23 protein-coding genes are annotated in these 23360 nt (G+C 64.4%); 15 read left to right on the top strand and 8 right to left on the bottom strand.

Going from position 1 to position 23360, the window contains the following annotated elements:
- Positions 1–180: 180 nt before the first annotated feature.
- The 9 genes from rimP (at position 181) to ACK41X_RS11440 (ending at position 11371) form a co-directional block, all read left to right on the top strand.
- Positions 181–924: a ribosome maturation factor RimP gene (gene rimP, locus ACK41X_RS11480; RefSeq protein WP_409722935.1), complete on the top strand. Its 744-nt coding sequence runs from the start codon at positions 181–183 to the stop codon at positions 922–924.
- A gap of 2 nt (positions 925–926) precedes the next feature.
- Positions 927–2537: a transcription termination factor NusA gene (nusA, locus tag ACK41X_RS11475; RefSeq protein WP_409722932.1), complete on the top strand. Its 1611-nt coding sequence runs from the start codon at positions 927–929 to the stop codon at positions 2535–2537.
- Between the two features lie 15 nt (positions 2538–2552).
- On the top strand, positions 2553–3284 hold the full coding sequence (locus ACK41X_RS11470) for an RNA-binding protein (protein WP_409722929.1): 732 nt from the start codon (positions 2553–2555) through the stop codon (positions 3282–3284).
- The gene (gene infB, locus ACK41X_RS11465) at positions 3277–5856 is read left to right on the top strand and encodes a translation initiation factor IF-2 (protein ID WP_409722927.1); all 2580 of its coding nucleotides are present in this window, start codon (positions 3277–3279) and stop codon (positions 5854–5856) included. Before ACK41X_RS11470 ends, infB begins: the two co-directional genes overlap by 8 nt.
- A 158-nt stretch (positions 5857–6014) precedes the next feature.
- On the top strand, positions 6015–6437 hold the full coding sequence (gene rbfA, locus ACK41X_RS11460; RefSeq protein WP_409722924.1) for a 30S ribosome-binding factor RbfA: 423 nt from the start codon (positions 6015–6017) through the stop codon (positions 6435–6437).
- On the top strand, positions 6430–7659 hold the full coding sequence (gene truB / locus ACK41X_RS11455) for a tRNA pseudouridine(55) synthase TruB (RefSeq protein ID WP_409722921.1): 1230 nt from the start codon (positions 6430–6432) through the stop codon (positions 7657–7659). The genes rbfA and truB overlap by 8 nt, the downstream gene beginning before the upstream one ends.
- Before the next feature lie 2 nt (positions 7660–7661).
- Positions 7662–7931, top strand: a complete 270-nt coding sequence (gene rpsO, locus ACK41X_RS11450; protein WP_409722917.1) for a 30S ribosomal protein S15 — start codon at positions 7662–7664, stop codon at positions 7929–7931.
- Between the two features lie 440 nt (positions 7932–8371).
- On the top strand, positions 8372–10537 hold the full coding sequence (pnp, locus tag ACK41X_RS11445) for a polyribonucleotide nucleotidyltransferase (RefSeq protein WP_409722914.1): 2166 nt from the start codon (positions 8372–8374) through the stop codon (positions 10535–10537).
- 120 nt (positions 10538–10657) lie between these two features.
- Positions 10658–11371 (top strand): hypothetical protein, encoded by a 714-nt coding sequence (locus ACK41X_RS11440; RefSeq protein ID WP_409722911.1) that lies wholly within the window; start codon positions 10658–10660, stop codon positions 11369–11371.
- Here the strand turns inward: ACK41X_RS11440 and ACK41X_RS11435 are convergent.
- Positions 11331–12218, bottom strand: a complete 888-nt coding sequence (locus tag ACK41X_RS11435) for a LysR substrate-binding domain-containing protein (protein ID WP_409722909.1) — start codon at positions 12216–12218, stop codon at positions 11331–11333. The two genes, ACK41X_RS11440 and ACK41X_RS11435, sit on opposite strands and share 41 nt — an antisense overlap.
- Positions 12219–12334: 116 nt before the next feature.
- On the opposite strand from ACK41X_RS11435, the gene katG reads away from it, so the two are divergent.
- A complete protein-coding gene (gene katG / locus ACK41X_RS11430) occupies positions 12335–14530 on the top strand; it encodes a catalase/peroxidase HPI (protein ID WP_409722906.1) in 2196 nt (731 codons plus the stop codon).
- An 84-nt stretch (positions 14531–14614) separates the two neighbouring features.
- Here katG and ACK41X_RS11425 read toward each other — a convergent pair whose 3' ends face one another.
- The 5 genes from ACK41X_RS11425 to fabA form a co-directional block, all read right to left on the bottom strand.
- Positions 14615–14785, bottom strand: a complete 171-nt coding sequence (locus ACK41X_RS11425; protein WP_409722903.1) for a hypothetical protein — start codon at positions 14783–14785, stop codon at positions 14615–14617.
- A gap of 114 nt (positions 14786–14899) precedes the next feature.
- Positions 14900–15721: an enoyl-ACP reductase FabI gene (fabI, locus tag ACK41X_RS11420; protein WP_409722901.1), complete on the bottom strand. Its 822-nt coding sequence runs from the start codon at positions 15719–15721 to the stop codon at positions 14900–14902.
- Positions 15718–16065, bottom strand: coding sequence for a hypothetical protein (locus ACK41X_RS11415; protein ID WP_409722898.1), 348 nt, complete (start codon positions 16063–16065; stop codon positions 15718–15720). The genes fabI and ACK41X_RS11415 overlap by 4 nt, the downstream gene beginning before the upstream one ends.
- Positions 16066–16071: 6 nt before the next feature.
- Entirely contained in the window at positions 16072–17292 is a 1221-nt protein-coding gene (gene fabB, locus ACK41X_RS11410; protein ID WP_409722895.1) for a beta-ketoacyl-ACP synthase I, read from the bottom strand.
- Positions 17293–17423: 131 nt separating this feature from the next.
- The gene (gene fabA / locus ACK41X_RS11405; protein WP_409722893.1) at positions 17424–17951 is read right to left on the bottom strand and encodes a 3-hydroxyacyl-[acyl-carrier-protein] dehydratase FabA; all 528 of its coding nucleotides are present in this window, start codon (positions 17949–17951) and stop codon (positions 17424–17426) included.
- A 221-nt stretch (positions 17952–18172) separates the two neighbouring features.
- Here fabA and irrA point away from each other — a divergent pair, with 221 nt between their 5' ends.
- From irrA to ACK41X_RS11390, 3 genes are all read left to right on the top strand, one after another.
- Positions 18173–18694 (top strand): iron response transcriptional regulator IrrA, encoded by a 522-nt coding sequence (gene irrA, locus ACK41X_RS11400; RefSeq protein WP_409722890.1) that lies wholly within the window; start codon positions 18173–18175, stop codon positions 18692–18694.
- A 169-nt stretch (positions 18695–18863) separates the two neighbouring features.
- Positions 18864–19640 carry a sulfate transporter family protein gene (locus tag ACK41X_RS11395; protein WP_409722887.1) on the top strand — a complete coding sequence of 259 codons (777 nt, stop codon included), beginning with the start codon at positions 18864–18866 and terminating at the stop codon, positions 19638–19640.
- Between the two features lie 222 nt (positions 19641–19862).
- Positions 19863–20315: a cupin domain-containing protein gene (locus ACK41X_RS11390; RefSeq protein ID WP_409722885.1), complete on the top strand. Its 453-nt coding sequence runs from the start codon at positions 19863–19865 to the stop codon at positions 20313–20315.
- A gap of 44 nt (positions 20316–20359) precedes the next feature.
- On the opposite strand, the gene ACK41X_RS11385 is transcribed toward ACK41X_RS11390, so the two are convergent.
- A complete protein-coding gene (locus tag ACK41X_RS11385) occupies positions 20360–20863 on the bottom strand; it encodes a hypothetical protein (RefSeq protein ID WP_409722882.1) in 504 nt (167 codons plus the stop codon).
- A gap of 87 nt (positions 20864–20950) precedes the next feature.
- On the opposite strand from ACK41X_RS11385, the gene ACK41X_RS11380 reads away from it, so the two are divergent.
- Positions 20951–21790 carry a helix-turn-helix domain-containing protein gene (locus ACK41X_RS11380; RefSeq protein ID WP_409722879.1) on the top strand — a complete coding sequence of 280 codons (840 nt, stop codon included), beginning with the start codon at positions 20951–20953 and terminating at the stop codon, positions 21788–21790.
- Here ACK41X_RS11380 and ACK41X_RS11375 read toward each other — a convergent pair.
- Complete coding sequence (locus tag ACK41X_RS11375) at positions 21762–23015, bottom strand: flavin-dependent oxidoreductase (protein WP_409722877.1); 1254 nt, start codon at positions 23013–23015, stop codon at positions 21762–21764. The genes ACK41X_RS11380 and ACK41X_RS11375 overlap by 29 nt on opposite strands.
- A 112-nt stretch (positions 23016–23127) precedes the next feature.
- Between ACK41X_RS11375 and ACK41X_RS11370 the strand changes: the two genes are divergently transcribed.
- On the top strand, positions 23128–23360 hold a 233-nt coding region (locus ACK41X_RS11370; RefSeq protein WP_409722874.1), incomplete at its 3' end, for a hypothetical protein.

Raw genomic sequence — 23360 nt, 5'->3', positions numbered from 1 at the left:
GTGGGCCCCGCCCGGGACCCGCTCTTTTTTGTTACCTGAAGCGCCCGGATGCGCGCGATTGCACGCCGTGTCCCCGGGCAAGGTCCGGGCAGATGTGAATTCCGCCGAGCCGAACTGAAAAGCAGAACTGCCGAACCGCCAAACCGAACCAGCAAGCCAGACGCCGAACCAAACGTTTCGATGAGCCTTTCGTCCGACCAAAAGACTGCTCCCGACCCGCGCCTGATCGCGGAGCCCGGCCTGGCTGCCCGCGTCGCCGCAATCGCGGAGCCGGTGGTCGAAGGCATGGGCTTCCGGCTGGTCCGGGTGCGGATATCGGCAGCGGACGGATGCACCGTGCAGGTGATGGCGGAGCGGCCGGACGGCACCCTGACCATCGAGGATTGCGAGGAGATTTCGCACGCGCTGTCGCCGGTGCTCGACGTCTCCGACCCGATCGATCGCGCCTACCGGCTGGAGATTTCCTCGCCCGGCATCGACCGTCCGCTGGTGCGCCGCTCGGACTTCGAAAAGCATGCCGGTCATCTTGCCAAGGTCGAGATGAATGTGCCGGTGAACGGCCGCAAGCGTTTTCGCGGCACGCTGCTCGGGGTCGAAGGCGATGCGGCGCGCCTTCGCATCGACGATGCGAAGGCGGAAAAAGCCGGCGGTCCCGCGGAATTTCTGCTGCCAATCGACGATATGGCTGAGGCCAAACTGGTCCTCACCGACGATTTGATCGCGCAGGCGCTGCGCCAGGGCAAGGCCGCCGAGCGCGCGGCGGATGGCGAGACCGCACCGAAACCAGACTATTCGCCAAAAGCCAGGGCCAAGGCCGGCAAAGCGCCGCGGCAAAAGCAGGAGCGGCCGGCGCCGCGACCGAAGCAATCCCAACTGGACCGGGCCAAGCGGCTGCGGTCCGGCGTTTCTGACGAAGGAGAATGACCATGGCAGCTGTGAGCGCAAACAAGCTCGAATTGCTGCAGATCGCCGATGCGGTGGCGCGCGAAAAGTCGATCGACCGCTCGATCGTCATCGCGGCAATGGAAGACGCGATCGCACGGGCCGCCCGCTCGCGCTACGGCAGCGAGACCGAGGTGCGCGCCGAGATCGATCAGAAGAAGGGCGAGCTGCGGCTCTCCCGCCACATGCTGGTCGTCGACCAGGTGGAAAATCCGTCCAATCAGATCAGCCTTGAGGACGCCCGCCGCCTCAATCCGTCGGCGCAGGTCGGTGATACCATCGCCGATGCGCTGCCGCCGCTCGAATATGGCCGCATCGCCGCGCAGAGCGCCAAGCAGGTGATCGTGCAGAAAGTGCGCGAGGCCGAGCGCGACCGGCAATACCAGGAATACAAGGACCGCATCGGCGATATCGTCAACGGGGTGGTCAAGCGTGTGGAATACGGCAACGTGGTCGTCGATCTGGGCCGCGGCGAAGCCATCATCCGCCGCGACGAGATGCTGCCGCGCGAAGTGTTCCGCAACGGCGACCGGGTTCGCGCCTATATCTACGACGTGCGCCGCGAGCCGCGCGGACCGCAGATTTTCCTGTCGCGCACCCATCCGCAATTCATGGCCAAGCTGTTCGCGCAGGAAGTGCCGGAAATCTACGACGGCATCGTCGAGGTGAAGGCGGTGGCGCGCGATCCCGGCTCTCGCGCCAAGATCGGCGTGATTTCCCGCGATTCCTCGGTCGATCCGGTCGGCGCCTGCGTCGGCATGCGCGGCTCGCGCGTGCAGGCGGTGGTGAACGAGCTGCAGGGCGAGAAGATCGACATCATTCCCTGGTCGCATGACATCGCGACCTTCGTCGTCAATGCGCTCGCACCCGCCGAAGTCGCCAAGGTGGTGCTCGACGAAGACAAGGAGCGTATTGAAGTCGTCGTTCCGGATGCCCAATTGTCGCTTGCGATCGGACGGCGCGGCCAGAATGTGCGTCTGGCCTCGCAACTCACCGGCTGGGATATCGACATCCTCACCGAGCAGGAAGAGTCCGAGCGCCGCCAGGCCGAATTCCAGAATCGCACCAAGACCTTCATCGAGGCGCTGGATGTCGACGAGGTGGTCGGCCAGCTGCTGGCATCGGAAGGCTTCACCTCGGTCGAGGAGCTGGCGCTGATCGACGTCAAGGAGATCGCGGGCATCGAGGGTTTCGACGAGGAAACCGCAGAGGAGCTGCAGAACCGCGCGCGGGATTATCTGGGCCGGATCGAGGCCGAATATGACGAAAAGCGCCGTGCTCTTGGTGTCGAGGATGCGCTGAAGGAGATTCCGGGCGTTACCACGAAGATGCTGGTCGCCTTTGGCGAGAATGGCGTCAAGACGCTCGAGGATCTGGCCGGCTGCGCCACCGACGATCTGGCCGGCTGGACCGAACGCAAGGATGGCGAGACCAAGCGCGAGCCGGGCTTCCTCGACGGCTTCGAGCTGTCGCGCGACGAATGCGAGGCGATTGTCATGCAGGCACGCCTCAAGGCCGGCTGGATCACCGAAGCCGATCTGGCCAAGAATTCCGACGCCGCCGAAGAGGCCGAGGCCGAAGCTGCGGACGCGTGAGGTGACGAACGGCCGATGCTGGCTGCGCTTGACGACAAGGTGCTGGATAACGGCCCCCATAAAGGGGCCGCGACCGAGCGCTTTTGCGTGGTCGAGCGTGCGGTCAAGCCGGTCGACGATCTGATCCGGTTCGTCGTCGGGCCCGATGGTATGGTGGTCCCGGACATCAAGCGCACCCTGCCCGGCCGTGGCCTGTGGATTTCCGCAAGCCGCGCCGCGGTGGAGACCGCCCAGCGCCGCAACTTGTTCGCCCGAGGCTTCAAGAAAGAGGTCCGCGCCGATTCCGGGCTGGGAACCCTCACGGACCAGCTGCTGGAGCGGGCGGCGCTGGATGCCCTGTCGATCGCGGCCAAGGCCGGCTCCGTGGTGTCGGGCTTCACCAAGGTCGAGGCGGCGCTGAACCGGGATAAGCCGGTGGCGCTGCTGCACGCTGCCGACGGCGCCGAGGACGGGCTGCGCAAGCTGAAAGCCCTGCTGCGGCGCGATCCGGACCGGCCCGGTCCGGAAATGCCGGTGATCCGGGCGTTTTCCGGCGCGCAATTGGATTTGGCATTGGGGCGGTCAAATGTGATACATGCTGCCCTGCTTGCCGGCCCAGCAAGCCAGGGCTTCCTCACGCGTTGTCGGCGCATGATGCGCTTCCGCACCGGCGAAACGGACAAGCCGGGGCGGGTGCGTGCGCTGGACCAGGAACCCAAGACGACGAACCCACGAGAACGGATTCGGGAACGGAATACGAATGAGTGAGACCAAGACGCCCGGCGAGAAAAAGATCGGCAGCGGCAAGACGCTGACGCTGAAGCCGCGCACCGAAACCGGCGTGGTCCGCCAGAGCTTCAGCCATGGCCGCACCAAGCAGGTCGTGGTCGAGAAGGTAAAGCGCCGCGTCATCGGCGGCGGCGATGGCAAGCCCGAGCCTGTCCCGCAGGAATCAACGAAGAAGCCGCAAGCACCTGCGCCGCGGGGCGGTTCGGCCGCGCCCGCTGCACCTGCGCCGAAATCGGGCGTGGTGCTGCGCACCCTGACCGAAGACGAACGCAACGCGCGGGCTCATGCGCTCGCCGATGCCCGCGTGCGCGAGGCTGAAGAGCGCAAGATCGCCGAAGAAGAGGCGCGCCGCCGCCAGAGCCGCGAGAGCATCGAGAAAGCCGAGCGCGAGGCCGCTGAAGCGCGCAAGCGGGAAGAGGAAGAAAGGCATCGCCGTGAGGAAGAAGCCAAGCGCAAGGCCGAGCAGGAGGCCAAGAAGCGCTTTGGCGACGAAACGCCGGCTCCCGCATCGGTGCCTGCAAGTCCGGGTGGCGGCCGCCTCGGCGCACGGCCGCAGGTGATCGAGGCCGAGGATGAGGAGGCCCCGCGCGGCCGGCGTCCCGGCACCGGCGGCGCGGCGCGTCCGGCACCGGCGGTCAAGGCGCCCCGCGGCGCCGCGCCCAAGCAGCGCACCCGCCTCACCGTGGTCAATGCAACCAGCGCCGACGAGGTGCGCGAGCGCTCGGTCGCCTCGTTCCGCCGCCGCACGCAGCGCCTCAAGGGCCATCACGACGAGCCCAAGGAAAAGCTCGCCCGCGAAGTCGTCATTCCGGAAACCATCACCATCCAGGAACTCGCCAACCGCATGGCCGAGCGCGGCGTCGACGTGATCCGGATGCTGATGAAGCAGGGCCATATGGCCAAGATCACCGACGTGATCGACGCCGATACGGCGCAGCTGATCGCCGAAGAGCTCGGCCATACCGTCAAGCGCGTGTCCGAAGCCGACGTCGAGGAAGGCCTGTTCGACACGCCGGACGATCCGGACGAGCTCGATCCGCGCGCCCCGGTGGTGACCATCATGGGCCATGTCGACCACGGCAAGACCTCGCTGCTCGACGCCATTCGCTCTGCGAATGTTGTCTCCGGCGAAGCCGGCGGCATCACCCAGCATATCGGCGCCTATCAGGTGGAATCGCCCTCGCACGGCAAGATCACCTTCATCGACACGCCCGGCCACGCCGCCTTCACCGCGATGCGTGCGCGCGGCGCCAAGGTCACCGACATCGTCGTCCTCGTGGTCGCTGCAGACGACGGCGTGATGCCGCAGACCGTCGAGGCGATCCAGCACGCCAAGGCGGCGAAGGTGCCGATGATCGTCGCCATCAACAAGATCGACAAGCCGGACGCCAAGCCCGAGCGCGTGCGCACCGAACTGCTGCAGCACGAGGTGCAGGTCGAATCGCTCGGCGGCGACGTGCTCGATGTCGAGGTCTCGGCCCTGAAGAAGATGAATCTCGACAAGCTGCTCGAGACCATCGGCCTGCAGGCGGAAATCCTCGATCTGAAGGCCAATCCGCGCCGTCTTGCCGAAGGCACGGTGATCGAGGCCAAGCTCGACCGTGGACGCGGTCCGGTCGCCACCGTCTTGATCCAGCGCGGCACGCTCGACATCGGCGATATCGTTGTCGCCGGCTCCGAATGGGGCCGGGTGCGGGCGCTGATCAGCGACAAGGGCGAGAATGTTCAGCAGGCCGGCCCCTCGGTGCCGGTGGAGATTCTCGGCTTCAACGGCACGCCGGATGCGGGCGACCGGCTTGCGGTGGTGGAGAGCGAAGCGCGGGCTCGCGAGATCGCGACCTACCGCGAGCGCCAGCGCCGCGAGAAGCAGGCTGCGCGCCAGACCGGCATGCGCGGCTCGCTGGAACAGATGATGGCGCAGGCCAAGACCGCGGGCCGCAAGGAATTTCCGCTGGTCATCAAGGCCGACGTGCAGGGCTCGCTGGAAGCGATCATCGGCGCGCTCGACAAGCTCGGCACCGACGAGGTCGGCGCACGCGTCGTGCTGTCGGGCGTCGGCGGCATCACCGAGTCCGATATCACGCTCGCCGAATCGATCGGCGCGGCGGTGATCGGCTTCAACGTGCGCGCCCACAAGGAAGCGCGCGAGGCGGCCGAGCGCGACGGCATCGAGATCCGTTATTACAACATCATCTACAATCTCGTGGATGACGTGAAGGCCGCGATGTCGGGCCTGCTCACGCCGGAACGGCGCGAGACCATGCTCGGCAATGCGCGCATCCAGGAAGTGTTCAACGTGTCGAAGGTCGGCAAGGTCGCCGGCTGTATCGTCACCGACGGCACGGTGGAACGCGGCGCCGAAGTGCGCCTGATCCGCGACAATGTCGTGGTCCACGAAGGCAAGCTTTCGCAGCTCAAGCGCTTCAAGGACGACGCCAAGGAAGTGAAGGCCGGCCAGGAATGCGGCATGGCTTTCGAGAATTACCAGGACATGCGCGTCGGCGACGTGATCGAGTGCTACCGGGTGGAGCAGGTGCAGCGCAGCCTGTGAGTCCAAGTCTCACGGCTCCGTTTGTACGTTGTCATTGCCGGGCCTAAGCGCGAAGCGCGTCTTCGCTCGAAAGCCCGGCAATCCATCCAAAAAATGCATCCTGCGAAAGTGATGGATGCCCGGGTCAAGCCCGGGCATGACCGCAATTGGAAATTGTCATGCGACACAAGAAACCCAAACCCGAGTCCGGCCCGGCCGGCGCGTCGCAGCGCCAGCTTCGCGTCGGCGAACTGATCCGCCATGCTGTCGCGGAGATGCTGACGCGCGGCGACATCCACGACCCGGTGATCGAAGGCCACATGATCACGATCCCGGAAGTGCGCATGACCGCCGACCTGAAACTCGCGACCATTTATGTCATGCCGCTCGGCGGCAAGGACGTGAGCGAGGTGATCGACGCGTTGAACAACAACAAGCGCTATCTGCGCGGCGAGATCGCGCATCGCGTTAACCTGAAATTTGCACCTGAGATTCGATTCCGCGCCGACGAGCGATTCGATGAGGCGGAACGGATCGAGAAGCTTTTGCGAACGCCGCAGGTACGGCGCGACATCGAAAAGGATGGAGACGCCGATGAGTAACGAACAGCGCTCAGGTCTCTCCTTCACCTGCCCCCTTGCGGGGGAGGCCGTCCACCGCGGCGTGAGCGCAGGTGGACTGGACGGCGGTGTCTCGCAATCGTCGGCGCAAGCATCCAGCCCCCTCCCCAACCCTGCCCCAACGCACGCCGGGTCTACCCGACTTGCGCATGATGATGCGCAACCCGAGCAGGCTCCGGTTGCGGGGGGGAGCGAGCGCACCGAGCAAGCGGGTAAAGCCGGCCGCAAGGAAAAGCGCAAGCAGCAGCCGCGCCGCGACAAACGCGACGTGCATGGCTGGGTGGTGCTCGACAAGCCGATCGGCATGACCTCGACGCATGCGGTTGCGGTGATCCGCCGCCTGTTCTCGGCGAAGCGCGCAGGCCATGCCGGCACCCTCGATCCGCTCGCCACCGGCTGCCTGCCGATCGCACTCGGGGAGGCCACCAAGACCGTGCCCTTCATCATGGACTCGACCAAGACCTATCGGTTCACCGTGCGCTGGGGCGAGGAACGCGACACCGACGATTCGGAAGGCCGCGTGGTCGAGGTGAGCGAGGCCCGGCCGACCGCGGAGCAGATTGAGGCGATCCTGCCGCGCTTCAGGGGCGTGATCCTGCAGACCCCGCCCCGCTATTCCGCCATCAAGATCGACGGCGAGCGGGCCTATGACATCGCCCGTGACGGCGAGGTGGTGGAACTCCAGCCGCGGGAGATCGAGATCGACCGGCTGGACCTCGTGGAGCTGCCCGACCCCGATCATGCGGTATTCGAGACCGATTGCGGCAAAGGTACCTATGTAAGGGCGCTGGCTCGGGATTTCGGCCGCCTTGTGGGCTGCAAAGGCCATGTTTCGGCGCTCCGCCGGACGTCCGTGGGCCCGTTTGGCGAGGGCGAAATGATTTCGCTGGAACAGCTTACGGCTTTGTGCGATAGAGCCGCCGCTGGCGAGGCAAGCCTCGCCGATGCGTTATGGCCTGTTGAGACCGCGCTGGACGACATCCCGGCGCTGGCCGTCAACAGGTCCGATGCGGCCCGGCTCCAGAGAGGCCAGGCCGTCATCCTGCGCGGACGGGACGCTCCCATTCTTGAGGGCCTGGTCTACGTCACGGTGGCGGGCGAGCTGATCGCTCTCGCCGAGACCGGTCAGGGCCAGATCGTCCCCAAGCGCGTGTTCAACCTCGCCGGCCTGACTGGCAGCGCCGGCAAAGAAAAAGGCATGTGACGATGTCGATCGAAGCCGGCCGCAAGGCCGAAGTGATCAAGACGTTTGCCCGCACCAAGGGCGATACCGGTTCTCCCGAAGTCCAGGTTGCGATCCTGTCCGAGCGGATCAACAATCTGACCGGCCATTTCAAGACCCATACCAAGGACAACCATTCGCGCCGCGGTCTCCTGAAGCTGGTGTCGCAGCGCCGTCAGCTGCTCGATTACATCAAGCGCAAGGACGAGGCGCGCTACAAGGAACTGATCGAGCGGCTCAATATCCGCCGCTGATCGGGCGTGCCGCGCCCGTTGCGCGGCAGGAGCATGATGCCGGAAAGCGCAACGCGGATTTCCGGCGGCCTCATGCTCACAAAAGCACGATGCCGAAAAGTCGAAAGCGGTTTTCGGACGACATCGTGCTGCACGACGCTGCGCGGCGCGAGCGCCGCGCTGCCTTTAGGGGCGGATTCCGAAACGTGACTTTTTCGGACCTGTTTCATGCCCCGGCGAACGGACGCAATGCGGCGTCCGTCGATTGCGACCGGCAGCGTGACCTGCCGGACCCGGATGGAGACAATACGGATTGCTCCATTCGCATCCCGGAGGGATGAGCCATGGCAGGATCGCCGGACGCTGCTTTGCGCCCACTGCGTTCAAACGAAGGGCGAACAGCGTCTCGCCGTCTTGCACATGGCTTTTTCCTCAGTCCGAACCGATGAGAGAAAAGCGAAATGTTCGAAAAACATGCTGTTGAACTCGACTGGGGCGGGCGCAAGCTCATCCTCGAGACCGGCAAGATCGCGCGTCAGGCCGACGGCGCCGTGGTTGCGACCTATGGCGAAACCACCGTGCTTGCAACCGTGGTCGCGGCGAAGGCGCCGCGCGAGGGCGTGGACTTCCTGCCGCTGACCGTCGATTACCAGGAAAAATTCTATGCGGCCGGGCGCATCCCCGGGGGCTATTTCAAGCGCGAAGGCCGCCCGACCGAAAAGGAAACGCTGGTCTCCCGCCTGATCGACCGCCCGATCCGTCCGCTGTTTGCCGAGGGCTGGCGCAACGAGACGCAGGTGATCGTCACCACGCTCTCGCATGACATGGAAAACGATCCGGACGTGCTGGCGATGGTCGCGGCGTCCGCCGCACTGACGTTGTCGGGCGTGCCGTTCATGGGCCCGATCGGCGCCGCCCGCGTCGGCTTCATCAACGGCGAATATGTGCTCAATCCCGTCATCGACGAGATGCCGGAAAGCGCGCTCGACCTCGTTGTGGCCGGCACAGCCGACGCCGTGCTGATGGTGGAATCCGAAGCCAAGGAATTGTCCGAAGAGGTGATGCTGGGCGCCGTGATGTTCGGCCACCGGCATTTCCAGCCGGTCATTAATGCGATCATCCAGCTCGCCGAAAAGGCCGCCAAGGAGCCGCGCGAACTCACCGTCATCGACAATACCGAGCTTGAAAAGGAAATGCTTGGCCTGTTCGAGAAGGATTTGCGCGCCGCTTATTCCATCTCCGCCAAGCAGGAGCGCTATGCCGCGGTCGGCGCGGTGAAGGAAAAGATGCTGGCGCATTTCTTCCCGGAGGGCGCCGAACCCAAATATGACAAGCAGCGGGTTGCCGGCGTCTTCAAGGAACTGGAAGCCAAGATCGTGCGCTGGAACATTCTCGATACGTCGAAGCGCATCGACGGCCGCGATCTGAAGACCGTGCGCCCGATCGTCTGCGAGGTCGGCGTGCTTCCGCGCACCCATGGCTCGGCGCTGTTCACCCGCGGCGAGACCCAGGCGCTGGTGGTCACCACGCTCGGCACCGGCGAGGACGAGCAATGGATCGATGCGCTGCAGGGAACCTACAAGGAGCATTTCCTGCTGCACTATAACTTCCCGCCCTTCTCGGTCGGCGAGACCGGGCGTCTGGGCGGCACCAAGCGGCGCGAGATCGGCCATGGCAAGCTCGCCTGGCGCGCGATCCACCCGGTGCTGCCGCCGCATCATGAATTTCCCTATACCATCCGCGTGGTGTCGGAGATCACCGAGTCGAACGGCTCGTCGTCGATGGCGACCGTCTGCGGCTCCTCTCTTGCGCTCATGGATGCCGGCGTGCCGCTCAAGCGGCCGACCGCGGGCATTGCCATGGGCCTGATCCTGGAAGGCGAGAAATTTGCCGTGCTCTCGGACATTCTCGGCGACGAGGATCATCTCGGCGACATGGACTTCAAGGTGGCCGGCACCGAGCAGGGCATCACGTCCTTGCAGATGGACATCAAGATCGCCGGCATCACCGAGCAGATCATGAAGATCGCGCTCGGCCAGGCCAAGGACGGCCGCATCCATATCCTTGGCGAGATGGCGAAGGCTCTCACCGCGGCGCGCGCCGAACTCGGCGAACATGCGCCGCGCATCGAGACCCTGAAGATTCCGGTCGACAAGATCCGCGAAGTGATCGGCACCGGCGGCAAGGTGATCCGCGAGATCGTTGAGAAGACCGGCGCCAAGATCAATGTCGAGGACGACGGCACGGTGAAGGTCGCTTCCGCCAATGGCGAATCGATCCGCGCCGCGATCAAGTGGATCAAGTCGATCGCCTCCGATCCGGAAGTCGGCCAGATCTACGACGGCACCGTGGTCAAGGTGATGGATTTCGGCGCCTTCGTGAACTTCTTCGGTTCGCGCGACGGCCTCGTCCATATCAGCCATCTCGCCCAGGGCCGGGTGCAGAAGACCTCGGATGTCGTCAAGGAAGGCGACAAGGTCAAGGTGAAGCTCTTGGGCTTCGACGACCGCGGCAAGGTGCGGCTGTCGATGAAAGTGGTCGACCAGGAAACCGGCGAGGATCTCGAGGCCAAGCAGAAGGCGGAGCGCGAGAAGGAGCCGGAAGCCGCCGCCGGCGGCGCGGAATAGCTTCCGTATGATATGTGTTCACGGTGAGTTCGAAGGGCGGCCGTCTGGCCGCCCTTTTTCGTTGCGGCCCGTTGCGTTTATCATCGGCCGCAGCATCACCCTTCGCTCCGAGCCTCACCCATGCCCGACTGGTATCGCCTGAAATGGTACGGCGTGCTTGCGATCGGCGCCGGATTCATGGCGGCCGGAAGCTTTGTCGCGGTGACGCGCGATCCCGGCGGATGGCTGGTCGTCGTCTTTTTCGGGCTCGTCGCGGCCATGGCCGTGCATGAGTTGTGGCCGGAGGCGATCCAGGGCTCGCTAATTCCGCCCGACACCATTCTGGCCCGCTTTCCCGGCCCCGTGAAACTCACGACGCCGCGCCGCAAGCAGATCTTCATTCTGATCGGAATCGTCGTGTTCGGCGGCTGCCTCCTGGTCATGGCGCTCTATTGGCCGCTCAGCGCGCTGGAGCGATTCTTTCTGTGGCTCGGCGCAATTGGATGCGCTGCGGCTTTGCCGTTCTTGCTGCTGCCCCTCATCCGGGGATCGGTCTTGCGGCTCGACGCCAATGGATTCGAGGTGTTTCAGGGGTTCAGGCGCAGCGGCTTTCGGTGGCGCGACACAAGCGACTTTGTCGTGGTCGATGTCGGCGCACCGATGGTGTTTTTCAACAACACGGCCATCGACACCGGGACGATCGCCGCGTTCAACCAGCAAATGACCGGCTTCAGCGGCGCTTTGCCCGACACCTACGGCATGGATGCATGGACGCTGGCCTCGTTCCTGAATGCGTGGCGGGAGCGTGCTCTGTCTATCCCACCACCCCCGACACAATCTCACCCAGCGCCCTGAAATCGCGTGCCCGCGACGAGGTCTTGCGCCACGCAAGACCGACGGTCCGGAACGGCTCGGGCCGCGCAAAGCGCAGCAGCTTGACGCGCTCGTCGCGCGCCTCCACCGGCACCGCGATTTCCGGAATCAGCGTGACGCCATAGCCGTTGGCGACCATCTGCATCACCGTGGTGAGACTGGTGGCGCCGAGTTCGCGCAACGTGCCGCCGGTCGCATCGTGGCAGAATGCCAGCGCCTGGTCGCGCAGGCAGTGACCCTCTTCGAGCAGGATCAGGCGCTCCGGATCGATGTCGTCGGCGGTGATGCGGGCGCGGTTCGGCAGCTCGTCGCCCGCGGGCGCCGCGAGCAGGAACGCATCGTCGAACAAGGCCAGCGTCTCGATCTCGGCCTGCGGCGCCGGCAAGGCGATCATCACCACGTCGAGCGCGCCGCGGATCAGTTCCTCGACCAGAAAGCGGGTCTGGGTCTCGCGCAATTCCAGTTCGAGTTCGGGATGCTTCTCCTGCAGCACGGGCAGGAGACGCGGCAGCACATAAGGCGCGACCGAGGGGATCACCCCGAATCTCAGCGTGCCGGAGAGCACTGCGCCACGATGCCGCGCGAAATCCTCGAGATCCGACACCTCGCTGAGGATGCGTGCGGACCGCCGGGCGACTTCGAGCCCGGTCTCGGTCATGGCCACTTCGCTGGCCCGGCGTTCCACCAGAGCGACCCCAAGACTCTGCTCCAAGTCCTTGATCTGCATGGACAAAGCGGGCTGGCTCACGGCGCAGGCATCGGCGGCACGGCCGAAATGCCGGTGCCGGGCCAACGCATCCAGATAACGAAGCTGACGCAGGGTAATCATGCCGATCAGATAATCTTATCGTTGATCCTAATCAATCCGATTGGACCTTATAAAATCTACGAAGCATGGTCCCGCCCGGCAGCCAGACCCCGCTCATTGAGGAGGAGCCAACAATCATGGACGCAAAGACTGACGATAAAGGCCCGGGCAAATGCCCATTCACCGGCAGCGCGCGCGGACCGAAGAACCGCGACTGGTGGCCGGACGCACTCGACATCGAGATGCTGCACAAGAATTCCGACCTGTCGGATCCGATGGGCAAGGACTTCGATTACGCGAAGGAATTCGAGTCGCTCGACCTCGATGCGGTGATCAAGGACCTGCATGCCCTGATGACGGATTCGCAGGACTGGTGGCCGGCCGACTTCGGTCACTATGGCGGCCTGATGATCCGCATGGCCTGGCACTCGGCCGGCACCTACCGCATCACCGACGGCCGCGGCGGCGCGGGAGCCGGTCAGCAGCGCTTCGCTCCGCTCAACTCCTGGCCCGATAACGCCAACCTCGACAAGGCCCGCCGGCTGCTGTGGCCGATCAAGCAGAAATACGGCCGCAAGATTTCCTGGGCCGACCTGATGGTGCTGGCAGGAAACGTCGCGCTGGAGTCGATGGGCTTCAAGACGTTCGGCTTTGCCGGCGGCCGCGTCGACGTATGGGAGCCCGAGGAACTGTATTGGGGCCCGGAAGGCACATGGCTCGGTGACGAACGCTACTCCGGCGAACGCGAACTCGCCGACCCGCTCGGAGCCGTGCAGATGGGCCTGATCTACGTCAATCCGGAGGGCCCGAACGGCAATCCGGATCCGGTCGCTGCGGCGAAAGACATTCGCGAAACCTTCTACCGCATGGCGATGAACGACGAGGAAACCGTCGCGCTGATCGCCGGCGGGCATACCTTTGGCAAAACTCACGGCGCGGGCGATCCCTCGCTGCTCGGTCCGGAGCCGGAAGGGGCCGCGCTTGAGGATCAGGGCCTCGGCTGGAAGAGCAAATTTGGGACCGGCGTCGGCGCACATGCCATCACGGGCGGCCCAGAAGTGATCTGGACCACCACGCCAACCAAGTGGAGCAACAATTTCTTCTGGAACCTATTCGGCTATGAATGGGAGCTGGAAACCAGCCCGGCCGGAGCCAAACAGTGGCGTGCGAAGGGCGCCGGCGCGACGATCCCGGATCCGTTCGATCCGAACAAGAAGCACGTCCCGAAGATGCTGACGACCGATCTGTCGCTGCGCTTCGATCCCATCTACGAAAAGATCTCGCGGCGCTTCATGGAAAACCCGGATCAATTCGCCGATGCGTTCGCGCGGGCCTGGTTCAAGCTCACGCATCGCGACATGGGTCCCCGCGCACGCTATCTCGGCAAACTCGTCCCGAAGGAAGAGCTGATCTGGCAGGACCCGATCCCGCCCGTGGATCATCCGCTGATCGACGCAAAGGATGCCGAAGATCTCAAGGCCAAGATCCTCGCCTCCGGCTTGTCGGTGCGCGATCTCGTCACCACCGCCTGGGCGGCCGCCTCGACCTTCCGCCGCTCCGACAAGCGCGGGGGCGCAAATGGCGCGCGCATCCGGCTCAGCCCGCAGAAGGACTGGGAGGTCAACGAGCCGGCCAAGCTCAAGACCGTGCTGGCCAAACTCGAAGAGATCCAGAAGGGCTTCGGCAAGAAGGTCTCGCTCGCCGACCTGATCGTGCTCGGCGGCAACGCCGGCATCGAGAAGGCGGCCAAGGATGCCGGGATTTCGGTCAAGGTGCCGTTTGCGCCGGGCCGCATGGATGCGTCCCAGGAACAGACCGACGTCGAATCGTTTGCTCCGCTGGAGCCGCGGGCCGACGGCTTCCGCAACTACGTCAACAAGAAGAAGAAGCAGTTCATGCCGCCGGTCGAGGCGCTGGTGGACAAGGCCCAGTTGCTGACCCTGACCGGACCGGAAATGACGGTTCTGATCGGCGGTCTGCGCGTGCTGGGCGCCAATCACGGCGATTCCAAGCACGGCGTCTTCACCAAGGAGCCCGGCAAGCTGACGAACGACTTCTTCGTCAATCTGCTGACCATGGAGACCGAGTGGCAAGCACCAAATGCGGAGGGCATCTATCAGGGCGTCGATCGCAAGACCAAGACGCCGAAATGGACCGCCACCGCGGTCGACCTGATCTTCGGGTCGCACTCGCAGCTGCGCGCCTTTGCCGAAGTCTATGCCTGCGCGGATTCCAAGGAGAAGTTCGTGAAGGACTTCGTCAAGGCCTGGACCAAGGTGATGAATGCCGACCGGTTCGACCTCGGCAAGGACACCCTGCGCGAAGCGGCGTAACCGCCTCAGTCATTGCCGGGCCGCTGCAAAGCGACGCCCCCGCAATCCATCAATAAGAAAGGGCGGCCGAACGGCCGCCCTTTCTCATGATCCCGCGCGCCAGACCAGAAGGATCGCCGCAATCAACGCGAGCGCAGCAAGCCCGGTCAGAAACTTCAACAGCGTGATAATGCCGGCGAAGTTCATCACCTGTTTGTCGGCAACCAGCCGCTCGGTCTCCTGGTCGCTCTGCTGAAACAGCGGATCTTTGCCCATCGCGCCCAGCCTCTCCGCTCATTCCCGCGAAAGCGGGAATCCAGCGCACGTTTTTCCGGATCCTCGCGCGAGGATGAACGGAGAGATTCCGCCTGATAATCTACAGGGCGGAACTCACTCCCCGCTATCCTTGCCGCCAGCCTCCGCGCGCAACGCATCCGGCAGCGGCATCGCGATCACGTTGTAGCCCGAATCCACGAAATGAATTTCGCCGGTGACGCCGGTGGAGAGATCCGACAGCAGATAAAGCCCCGCGCCGCCGAGTTCCTCCAGCGTGACGCCGCGGCCGAGCGGCGAATATTTCTGCTGGAACGCGAACATGAAGCGCGCGTCGTGAATGCCGGCGCCGGCGAGCGTCCGGATCGGACCGGCCGAAATCGCATTGACGCGGATCTTCTGCTTGCCGAAATCGACCGCGAGATAGCGCACCGAGGATTCCAGCGCGGCCTTGGCGAGACCCATCACATTGTAATTCGGCATGGCGCGGTCGCCGCCATTATAGGTCAGCGTCAGCATCGCGCCGCCATCGGGCATCAGTTCCGCCGCGCGCTTTGCGCCTTCGGCAAACGAGAAGCACGAGATCACCATGGTGCGCACGAAATTCTCGCGCGAGGAATCGCAGAAGCGCCCTTTTAATTCGTTCTTGTCCGAGAAGCCGACGGCATGGACGAAGAAGTCGATGGTTCCCCATTTCTGCTTCATGGCGTCGAACACCGCATCGACGGTGGCGATGTCCTCGACATCGCAGGGCATCAGGAAATCCGAGCCAACCGATTGCGCCAGCGGCTTGACGCGTTTCAGCAGCGCCTCGCCCTGATAGGTGAAGCACAGCTCGGCGCCATGCTCCGCGAGCGTCCTGGCGATGCCCCAGGCGATGGAATGGTCGTTCGCGACGCCCATGATGAGCCCGCGCTTTCCCTGCATGAGTTTTGTCATTTGATGGCAGCTTCTGTCAGATGAAAACGTTGCGCTTCCGCCTCCACCACGCCGCCGAACAGCGTGACGGTCAGGATTTCGGTATCGATGCCGGGCTCGACGCGCATGAAATCGATGTTGCCGGACTTGCTGCTGTTGCGGACGCGCAGCGCATCCGCGGAGAACAGCACCCGCCGCAGCCCCTCGCCGGTGCACAGATAGCGTTTGCGGCGGTCGACGCCCTCCTCGTCGGGATAAAGATCGAGGAACAGCCGGATGGTCTGCGTCATGCCCGGCAATCCGGCGACATGAATGTCGACCAGATTGCCGTCGTGCCAGTCGATGTCCTGCCCGGCGAGCCGCATCGGCGCTCAGGCATCGGGATGTTTGAAGACGACCGACGCATTGGTGCCGCCGAAGCCGAACGAGTTCGACAGCACGCAGCCGAGCTTCAAGCCGTCCTTGCGCTCGCGCACGATCGGCATGTCGGCGAAAGCCGGATCGAGCGTCTGGATGTTTGCGCTCTCGCAGATGAAGCCGCTATTCATCATCAGCAGCGAATAGATCGCTTCCTGGACGCCTGCAGCGCCGAGCGAATGGCCGGTCAGCGATTTCGTCGCCGAGATCGGCGGGCATTTGTCGCCGAACACTTCGCGCAGCGCCTCGATCTCCTTGGCGTCGCCGACCGGCGTCGCGGTCGCGTGCGGGTTGACGTAATCGACCGGGATTTTGACGTCCTGCAACGCCATCCTCATACAGCGCACTGCGCCCTCGCCGGACGGCGCCACCATGTCGTGACCGTCGGAGGTTGCGCCGTAGCCCGCGACCTCGGCATAGATTTTCGCGCCGCGTGCTCTGGCATGTTCGAGCTCTTCCAGCACCAGCACGCCGGCGCCGCCGGCGATCACGAAGCCGTCGCGACCTTCGTCATAGGCCCGCGACGCCGTTTCCGGCGTATCGTTGTATTTCGACGACATCGCGCCCATCGCATCGAACAGATTGGACAGCGTCCAGTGCAGATCCTCGCAGCCGCCTGCGAAGATCATGTCCTGCTTGCCCCATTGAATGATCTCGGCGGCATTGCCGATGCAATGGTTGGAGGTCGCACAGGCCGACGAGATCGAATAATTCACGCCCTTGATCTTGAACCAGGTCGCGAGCGTCGCCGATGCGGTGGACGACATCGCCTTCGGCACCGCGAACGGGCCGATGCGCTTGGGCGAGCCCTTCTCGCGGGTGATGTCGGCGGCGTCCACGATGGTCGAGGTGGTCGGGCCGCCCGACCCCATGATGATGCCGGTGCGCTCGTTGACGAGGTCGCTCTCCTCGATGCCGGCATCGCGGATCGCCTGCTCCATGGCGATATGGTTCCACGCGGCGCCCTGACCGAGGAAACGCATGGCGCGGCGATCGATCATGCTTTCGACATCGATGTTCGGAATGCCGGCGACCTGGCACTTGAAGCCGTGATCGGCGAATTGCTCGGCGCGCGAAATGCCGGATTTCGCCTCGCGCAGGCTCGCCAGCACTTCGTTTGTGTTGTTGCCAATGGACGAGACAATGCCCATCCCGGTCACGACCACTCGCCGCATGATTGCCTCGTCAAAAGCTCAGATCGCAGATATCTACCCGTCCGCACCCGCCGCCCCTGCGGGCCGCCGCCCGTCACAACGGTTAACACGTGGCCGGTCCGGCGCAAGATCGCAAGGCGGATGGAGACAGCTCAGGCTCCGGCCGCGATCGGCGCGTCGGGCTTGAACAGGCCGACTTTCAGGTCGCTGGCGCGATAGATCACATTGCCGTCGGCCGAGAGCCAGCCGTCCGCAATTCCGAGCACAAGCTTGGAGCGCATCACCCGCTTGATCTCAAGCCCGTAGACCACCTTTTTCACGCTCGGCAGCACCTGGCCGGAGAATTTCACCTCGCCCATGCCAAGTGCCCGGCCGTTGCCGGAAGAGCCCAGCCAGCCGAGGAAGAAGCCCAGCATCTGCCACAGTGCATCGAGCCCGAGGCAGCCCGGCATCACCGGATCGCCCTTGAAATGGCAGGCGAAAAACCACAGGTCCGGTTTGACATCGAGTTCGGCCCGCACCAGGCCCTTGCCGTGCTCGCCGCCCTCCTCGGACAGTTCCGAAATCCGGTCGAACATCAGCATCGGCGGCAACGGCAGTTGCGGGCCGCCGGAAAACAATTCGCCCCGGCCGCAGGCCAGCAGGTCCTCGAACTCAAAACGCGTCTGGCGGCTCTGCATGCCGGTAATCTTCTCCAGAATATGGGGCTCAGGGCGTCCAGCCCGAACGACGGGTTCGGGCGGTTCCTAACACAGGGGTGAGAGACCGGCAAAGCAGCGGATTTGTGCTATTCTAATCTGGCTAGATGCGAAACGGTTGCAAGTGGCGGCTGGCCCCGGCTATAATTACAAATGCAACCAATCTCGGCCTTGAACCGGGACCAAGGGGCAAAGAGAGAACAATGAACCCACCGCGTACAGTCGTTTTTTCAACGCCGTCCGAAGCCGGTCCGGCGCAACATAACCATCATGCTGCGCACGATATACGGCGCACGGAGCTGAATGGCTGCCCTTGGCATGATGTGAAATCGATGCTGCGCGAAGTCGGGCTGCGTCCGACACGCCAGCGCATGGCGCTGGGCTGGATCCTGTTCGCCAAGGGCGACCGGCATCTGACCGCGGAAATGCTGTACGAGGAAGCGAGCAAGGCCAAAGTTCCGGTGTCGCTCGCAACGGTTTACAACACCCTGCATCAATTCACCGAGGTCGGTCTCCTGCGCCAGGTCGCGGTCGACGGCTCCAAGACCTATTTCGACACCAACGCCTCCGAACATCATCATTTCTTCGTCGAAGGCGAAAACGAACTGGTCGACATCCCGAGCGCGGACGTCACCGTGAACAAGATGCCGGTAGCGCCGGAAGGCTATGAGATCGCCCGGATCGACGTTGTGGTACGGCTGAAAAAGGCCGACAGACGCCGCTGACCGGCAATGTTTCATCCGTCGGGAAGTGCATCGTGGCCGGGCTTCGTCCCGGCCATTTTTGATGACGGCACTTGTGCGGGGCGGCCGGACTTTTATGTGTAGCCGCGGCGTCGCCGCCCGTCGGGCGTGAATCTCGGCACGCCGTTTCTGCAGGCGGGAGCCAAAGGCCATGTTCGACGCCGCATTCAGAGCCTTGCAACAAATGGTCTCGCCGCCGTTCCGGTCGGTGCTGAGCAAGTCGATGCTGCTCGCCATCGTGCTGATCGTTCTGGTCGGCTTCGGCCTGTACAAATTCCTCGACTGGCTCACCGTGAGCGGCGGGCTCTGGGCGGAAACGGCGCTCGGGCCAAACTCGCACACGCCGCTCTCCTGGATCATCTGGTTCGCCTCGATCGCGTCCGCACTCGGCATCGTGGTGGGCGGCATCTTCCTGATGCCGGCGGTGACCGCCCTTGTCGGCAGCTTCTTCGTCGACGAGATCGCCGATATCGTCGAGCGCGAATATTACCCTGCCGACCCGCCCGGCACGGCGCTGCCGCTCGACCGCTCGATATTCGAGGGCGCCAAGACCGCATTGATTGCGGTCGGCGTCTATCTGGTGGCGCTGCCCTTCATCCTGTTCGCAGGCATGGGCTTCGTGATCCTGTTCGTGGCGGCAGCCTGGCTGCTCAGCCGCGAATATTTCGAACTGGCCGCGATGCGCTTTCGCCCGGCCGCGGAGGCCAAGGCCTTCCGCAAGGAGAACGGCGCGCAGGTCTTCGCCGCAGGGCTTCTGATCGCGGCCTTCGTCTCGATCCCGATCGTTAATCTTGCGACGCCGCTATTCGGCATGGCGATGATGGTGCATCTGCACAAGCGGCTGTCCGGACACCGCCCTTCGGCAATTGGGACAGCGGCCGCCGCACCGCTTGGCCGCGCGGAGGACGGGCGCGGGCCGGCACGCTGACGCAGCCGCGGTTGCGGACCGGCCGATTCACGCGCATTTCTGCGTTAACATTACGCTGCGGCGTGCCTTGCGCCGCCGGGCCGCGTGCTGCTGAGTGGTTGGGCTCGCGTTTACGTTCCTTGAAAAAGAGCCCGCGCTGTGCCGCACGGATGCTTTTCGATTCCGTTTCCTTTCTGGTTTAATGCGGACGCAATATCCGCAGGCGAAGGGAGTTCGCACCATATGCAACCGCTCACGGCAGGCATCACCAAGGCGGCAACAGGCATCGACGGCATCGTCTGGAATATTCTCGGCCAGACCTATGTGCCCAAGGTGCTGTCGGAGCAGAATTTCGCCTGGCACGCGACCTTCCCGCCCGGCACCTTCGTGCCGCCGCATATTCATCCGACACAGGATGAATTCATCTACATGCTGGAAGGCAAACTCGATTTCCTGCTCGACGGGCGCGACTATTCGGCGACCGCCGGCGACACGATCCGGCTGCCGATGCAGATCCCGCACGGCATTTTCAACAAGTCCGACCAGCCGGTGAAATGCGTGTTCTGGGTGACGCCCACCCGCAAGCTTTACGATCTGTTCTGGGGCATCCACTCCATGAAGGAGCAGAAGCCCGACGAGGTCGTCGCGCTCGCGGCGCGACACGAGATCATCTTTCTGCCGCCGCCGCCGGAGTGAGTCTCGGCGCGATTCCGCGCGAATGTCCTTGCGACGGCACGACGCTATGGCGCCCCGGTGCGCCGGGCCAGAAACTCGGCCTGCAGCCGCCAGGTCGTGCCGCCGTCCGACGCGCGTTCGCCGCGCCAGCGGAACGAATCCGGGGTTATTTCGCTGAAGCTCCAGCGCGTCGGCGTGCCGTCGTCGTCCTTGCCCATCTGCACGATGTCTTGGCCCTGCGCGCGACCGATCTGGCGCGCATAATAAGGCCGCAGCGGATCGCTCCAGATGATGTGCCAGGCATCCAGTCCGGCATCGTAGACGCGCAGCGTCGTGCCGTAGAACACGCCCGGCAGGATCCAGACATCCTGGATGGCGCGGCCTTGCAGCGCCCAGCGGAAATGGATCTCGCCCGCCCCTTGCTGTACGCGGCCTTCGTCGAGAAACAGCGTGCAATCCATCCGCCAGTCACCGACCAGCCATCCATAGAGACGCATCTGTTGAGCGCGGTCGGCGGCCGGTCCGTCGGACAGGAGCCGCTGCAGGAATCCGTCTTGATCAATGCGCATCGCGGGCGCTCCAGCCATTGCCTACGGCACGCGCTTCTAGACGAAGCTTTCGGCCGCAGACTTGGGAAAAATTGCTATTGTCGCGGCATGACGATGCATTCGCGATTGCTGGCGAAGGGCCGCGGCTGGACCGCACAGGACATCGTGTGCCGCGCCGGACCGCATGACCGCCCGTTCGAGGAGCAGCACGATCTTGTTTGCGTCGCTGCCGTCACCGAAGGCACGTTCGAGTACCGCACCGCGCATGGCAAAGCCACGCTTGCGCCCGGCGCGTTGCTGCTCGGCGATCCGGGATGCTGTTACGAATGCAGCCACGCGCACGCGACCGGCGACCGCTGCCTGTCGTTCCATTTCACGCCGGATTTTTTCGAGGATGTCGCGGCCGCAATGCCCGGCATCCGCCGCTCCGGTTTCGCAAGTTCGCACCTGCCGCCCTCGACGCGCTTGCTGCCGCTGATCGCGGAAGCGGCGGCTGCACGGGACGATGGCGGCAACCTCGAGGAAATCGCGCTTGCGATCGCGGGCGCAGCGATCGCTGGCGCGGCGGGGACCAGCCGCCTGTCACGGTCCCCGAGCGAACGCGACAGGCGGCGCATCGCCGAAGCGTTGCGGCATATCGCGGCCGAGAGCCACGAGACCTTCACCCTTGCCGGACTGGCGGCCGCTGCAGGCATGAGCCCGTACCATTTCCTGCGCACATTCCGGCAGGTTGCCGGCGTGACGCCGCATCAATTCCTGCTGCTGCGCCGGCTCCAGGCTGCCGCCGACAAGCTCCGCGGTACCGGACGCCCCATTGCGGAAATCGCCTATGATTCGGGCTTCGGCGACCTGTCGAGCTTCAACCGCCGCTTCCGCCGCGTCATAGGCATGACGCCGCTGGACTATCGCCGCTCGGGGGTCAGGCCGCTTTCGTCGCAGGGCGGTTGACCTGCTCACGGGCAAACCCCGCAGTCGACGCATAGCCACGCACGATGGCCTTGCGCTCCTCGTAGGACAAAACGTCGTCGATATTGCTGAAGCCGTCCGGTGCGCGCTGCTCCACCGCATCGATCACGCCTTCCGGACCGCCCTTTCGGTTCATCATCACGATCTGCGAGGTCATCGGCAGCCGCTCCCGCTCATAGGCGTAAAGCGCGTGCCGGGCGTGCTCGCTATCGACCAGCCGGTCGGCGAGGCAGCGCGCGTCGAGGATCGCCTGCGAGGCGCCGTTCGAACCGACCGGATACATCGGATGCGCGGCATCTCCCAGCAGCGTCACGCGGCCATGCGACCAGCGCGGCAGAGGATCGCGATCGCAGAGCGGATATTCCCAGAATTCCGGCGTGGCCTCGATCAGCGCCTTGGCATCGCAATAGGGGATGGCGAATTTCTGCACATGCGGCATCAGGTCCTCGAAGCGGCCGAGCCGCGACCAGTCCTCTTTCTTGGGCGTGCCGCCGCCCTCCGAGACCTTCACCATCACCGCCCAGTTCATCAGGCAGCGGTCCTCGCGCGAGCCCTCGGCGATCGGATAGAGCACCAGCTTGCCGGCCATGCCGCCCGCGATCACCATCGAGCGCCCGGTGAGGAATTTCGGCCAGTCCAGCGCGCCGCGCCACAGCACCGTTCCGGTGAAGCGCGCCGGCTCCTCGTTCGGGAAAAGCTGCGCGCGCACGAAGGAATGCAGGCCGTCGGCGCCGATCAGGATGTCGCCGCGCGCCGTGTGAATATGCGAGCCGCCACGATCGAAGAAATAGGCGGTGACGCCGGTCTCGTCCTGGGTGAATGAGCCGAGGCGATGCCCGGTATGGATGCGGGATTCGCCGAGCCGGGCGCGGGCGGCGGCATAGATCACGCCCTGCAGCCGGCCGCGATGGATGGAGAATTGAGGAAAGTCGAAGCCGGCATCGGTGCCGCGCGGCTCACGCCAGATTTCCTGCCCGAGCCGGTTGCAATAGATCAACTCATAGGTGCGGATTGCGACCTGATCCAGCCGGTCGAGCAGCCCGACCTGCGCCAATTCCTTGATGGCGTGCGGCAGGGTGTTGATCCCGACTCCCAGTTCGCGGATCTGCTCGGCCTGCTCAAAGACCTCGCAATCGATGCCGCGCGCGTGCAGCATCAGGGCCGCCGTCAGCCCGCCAACCCCGCCCCCAACAATGATCGCCTTCATATCGCGTTCCTTACACCCGGCGGCCCATTCTGTCCGCGTCGAGGGCAAAAACGCAACAAAATCAATCGGTCTTGGTTGACAGCTCCCGGTTCCGGCCGGCCGCTGATCGTGGGTGGCGATCTGGCGCAGCGGCGATCTCTTTAGTAGCGTCCGCGCCGTGGCACCGAACCTCAGAGACCAGCTCAACCGCCTCAACGAACGGCGGCTCGCGATCCGCGAGCGCCGCCGCGAGGAGCGAGAACGGCGCGCCGCGCTCGGCCGGCGCTTCAGCCTGATTCGCTGGTTCGGCCTCACCCGGACCACGGGCTTCGTGCTGCTGGCGGCTTTCATTGCGATCCGGCTATG

Source organism: Pseudorhodoplanes sp., assembly GCF_046289595.1.
Classification (GTDB): Bacteria; Pseudomonadota; Alphaproteobacteria; order Rhizobiales; family Xanthobacteraceae; genus Pseudorhodoplanes.
This window is presented reverse-complemented; position numbering and strand designations above follow the sequence as displayed.

Bases quoted from the DNA above. Each gene is read 5' to 3' on its own strand.
- rimP (WP_409722935.1), top strand. From the start codon at position 181: ATGAGCCTTTCGTCCGACCAAAAGACTGCTCCCGACCCGCGCCTGATC.
- nusA (WP_409722932.1), top strand. From the start codon at position 927: ATGGCAGCTGTGAGCGCAAACAAGCTCGAATTGCTGCAGATCGCCGAT.
- ACK41X_RS11470 (WP_409722929.1), top strand. From the start codon at position 2,553: ATGCTGGCTGCGCTTGACGACAAGGTGCTGGATAACGGCCCCCATAAA.
- infB (WP_409722927.1), top strand. From the start codon at position 3,277: ATGAGTGAGACCAAGACGCCCGGCGAGAAAAAGATCGGCAGCGGCAAG.
- rbfA (WP_409722924.1), top strand. From the start codon at position 6,015: ATGCGACACAAGAAACCCAAACCCGAGTCCGGCCCGGCCGGCGCGTCG.
- truB (WP_409722921.1), top strand. From the start codon at position 6,430: ATGAGTAACGAACAGCGCTCAGGTCTCTCCTTCACCTGCCCCCTTGCG.
- rpsO (WP_409722917.1), top strand. From the start codon at position 7,662: ATGTCGATCGAAGCCGGCCGCAAGGCCGAAGTGATCAAGACGTTTGCC.
- pnp (WP_409722914.1), top strand. From the start codon at position 8,372: ATGTTCGAAAAACATGCTGTTGAACTCGACTGGGGCGGGCGCAAGCTC.
- ACK41X_RS11440 (WP_409722911.1), top strand. From the start codon at position 10,658: ATGCCCGACTGGTATCGCCTGAAATGGTACGGCGTGCTTGCGATCGGC.
- ACK41X_RS11435 (WP_409722909.1), bottom strand. From the start codon at position 12,218: ATGATTACCCTGCGTCAGCTTCGTTATCTGGATGCGTTGGCCCGGCAC.
- katG (WP_409722906.1), top strand. From the start codon at position 12,335: ATGGACGCAAAGACTGACGATAAAGGCCCGGGCAAATGCCCATTCACC.
- ACK41X_RS11425 (WP_409722903.1), bottom strand. From the start codon at position 14,785: ATGGGCAAAGATCCGCTGTTTCAGCAGAGCGACCAGGAGACCGAGCGG.
- fabI (WP_409722901.1), bottom strand. From the start codon at position 15,721: ATGACAAAACTCATGCAGGGAAAGCGCGGGCTCATCATGGGCGTCGCG.
- ACK41X_RS11415 (WP_409722898.1), bottom strand. From the start codon at position 16,065: ATGCGGCTCGCCGGGCAGGACATCGACTGGCACGACGGCAATCTGGTC.
- fabB (WP_409722895.1), bottom strand. From the start codon at position 17,292: ATGCGGCGAGTGGTCGTGACCGGGATGGGCATTGTCTCGTCCATTGGC.
- fabA (WP_409722893.1), bottom strand. From the start codon at position 17,951: ATGCAGAGCCGCCAGACGCGTTTTGAGTTCGAGGACCTGCTGGCCTGC.
- irrA (WP_409722890.1), top strand. From the start codon at position 18,173: ATGAACCCACCGCGTACAGTCGTTTTTTCAACGCCGTCCGAAGCCGGT.
- ACK41X_RS11395 (WP_409722887.1), top strand. From the start codon at position 18,864: ATGTTCGACGCCGCATTCAGAGCCTTGCAACAAATGGTCTCGCCGCCG.
- ACK41X_RS11390 (WP_409722885.1), top strand. From the start codon at position 19,863: ATGCAACCGCTCACGGCAGGCATCACCAAGGCGGCAACAGGCATCGAC.
- ACK41X_RS11385 (WP_409722882.1), bottom strand. From the start codon at position 20,863: ATGCGCATTGATCAAGACGGATTCCTGCAGCGGCTCCTGTCCGACGGA.
- ACK41X_RS11380 (WP_409722879.1), top strand. From the start codon at position 20,951: ATGACGATGCATTCGCGATTGCTGGCGAAGGGCCGCGGCTGGACCGCA.
- ACK41X_RS11375 (WP_409722877.1), bottom strand. From the start codon at position 23,015: ATGAAGGCGATCATTGTTGGGGGCGGGGTTGGCGGGCTGACGGCGGCC.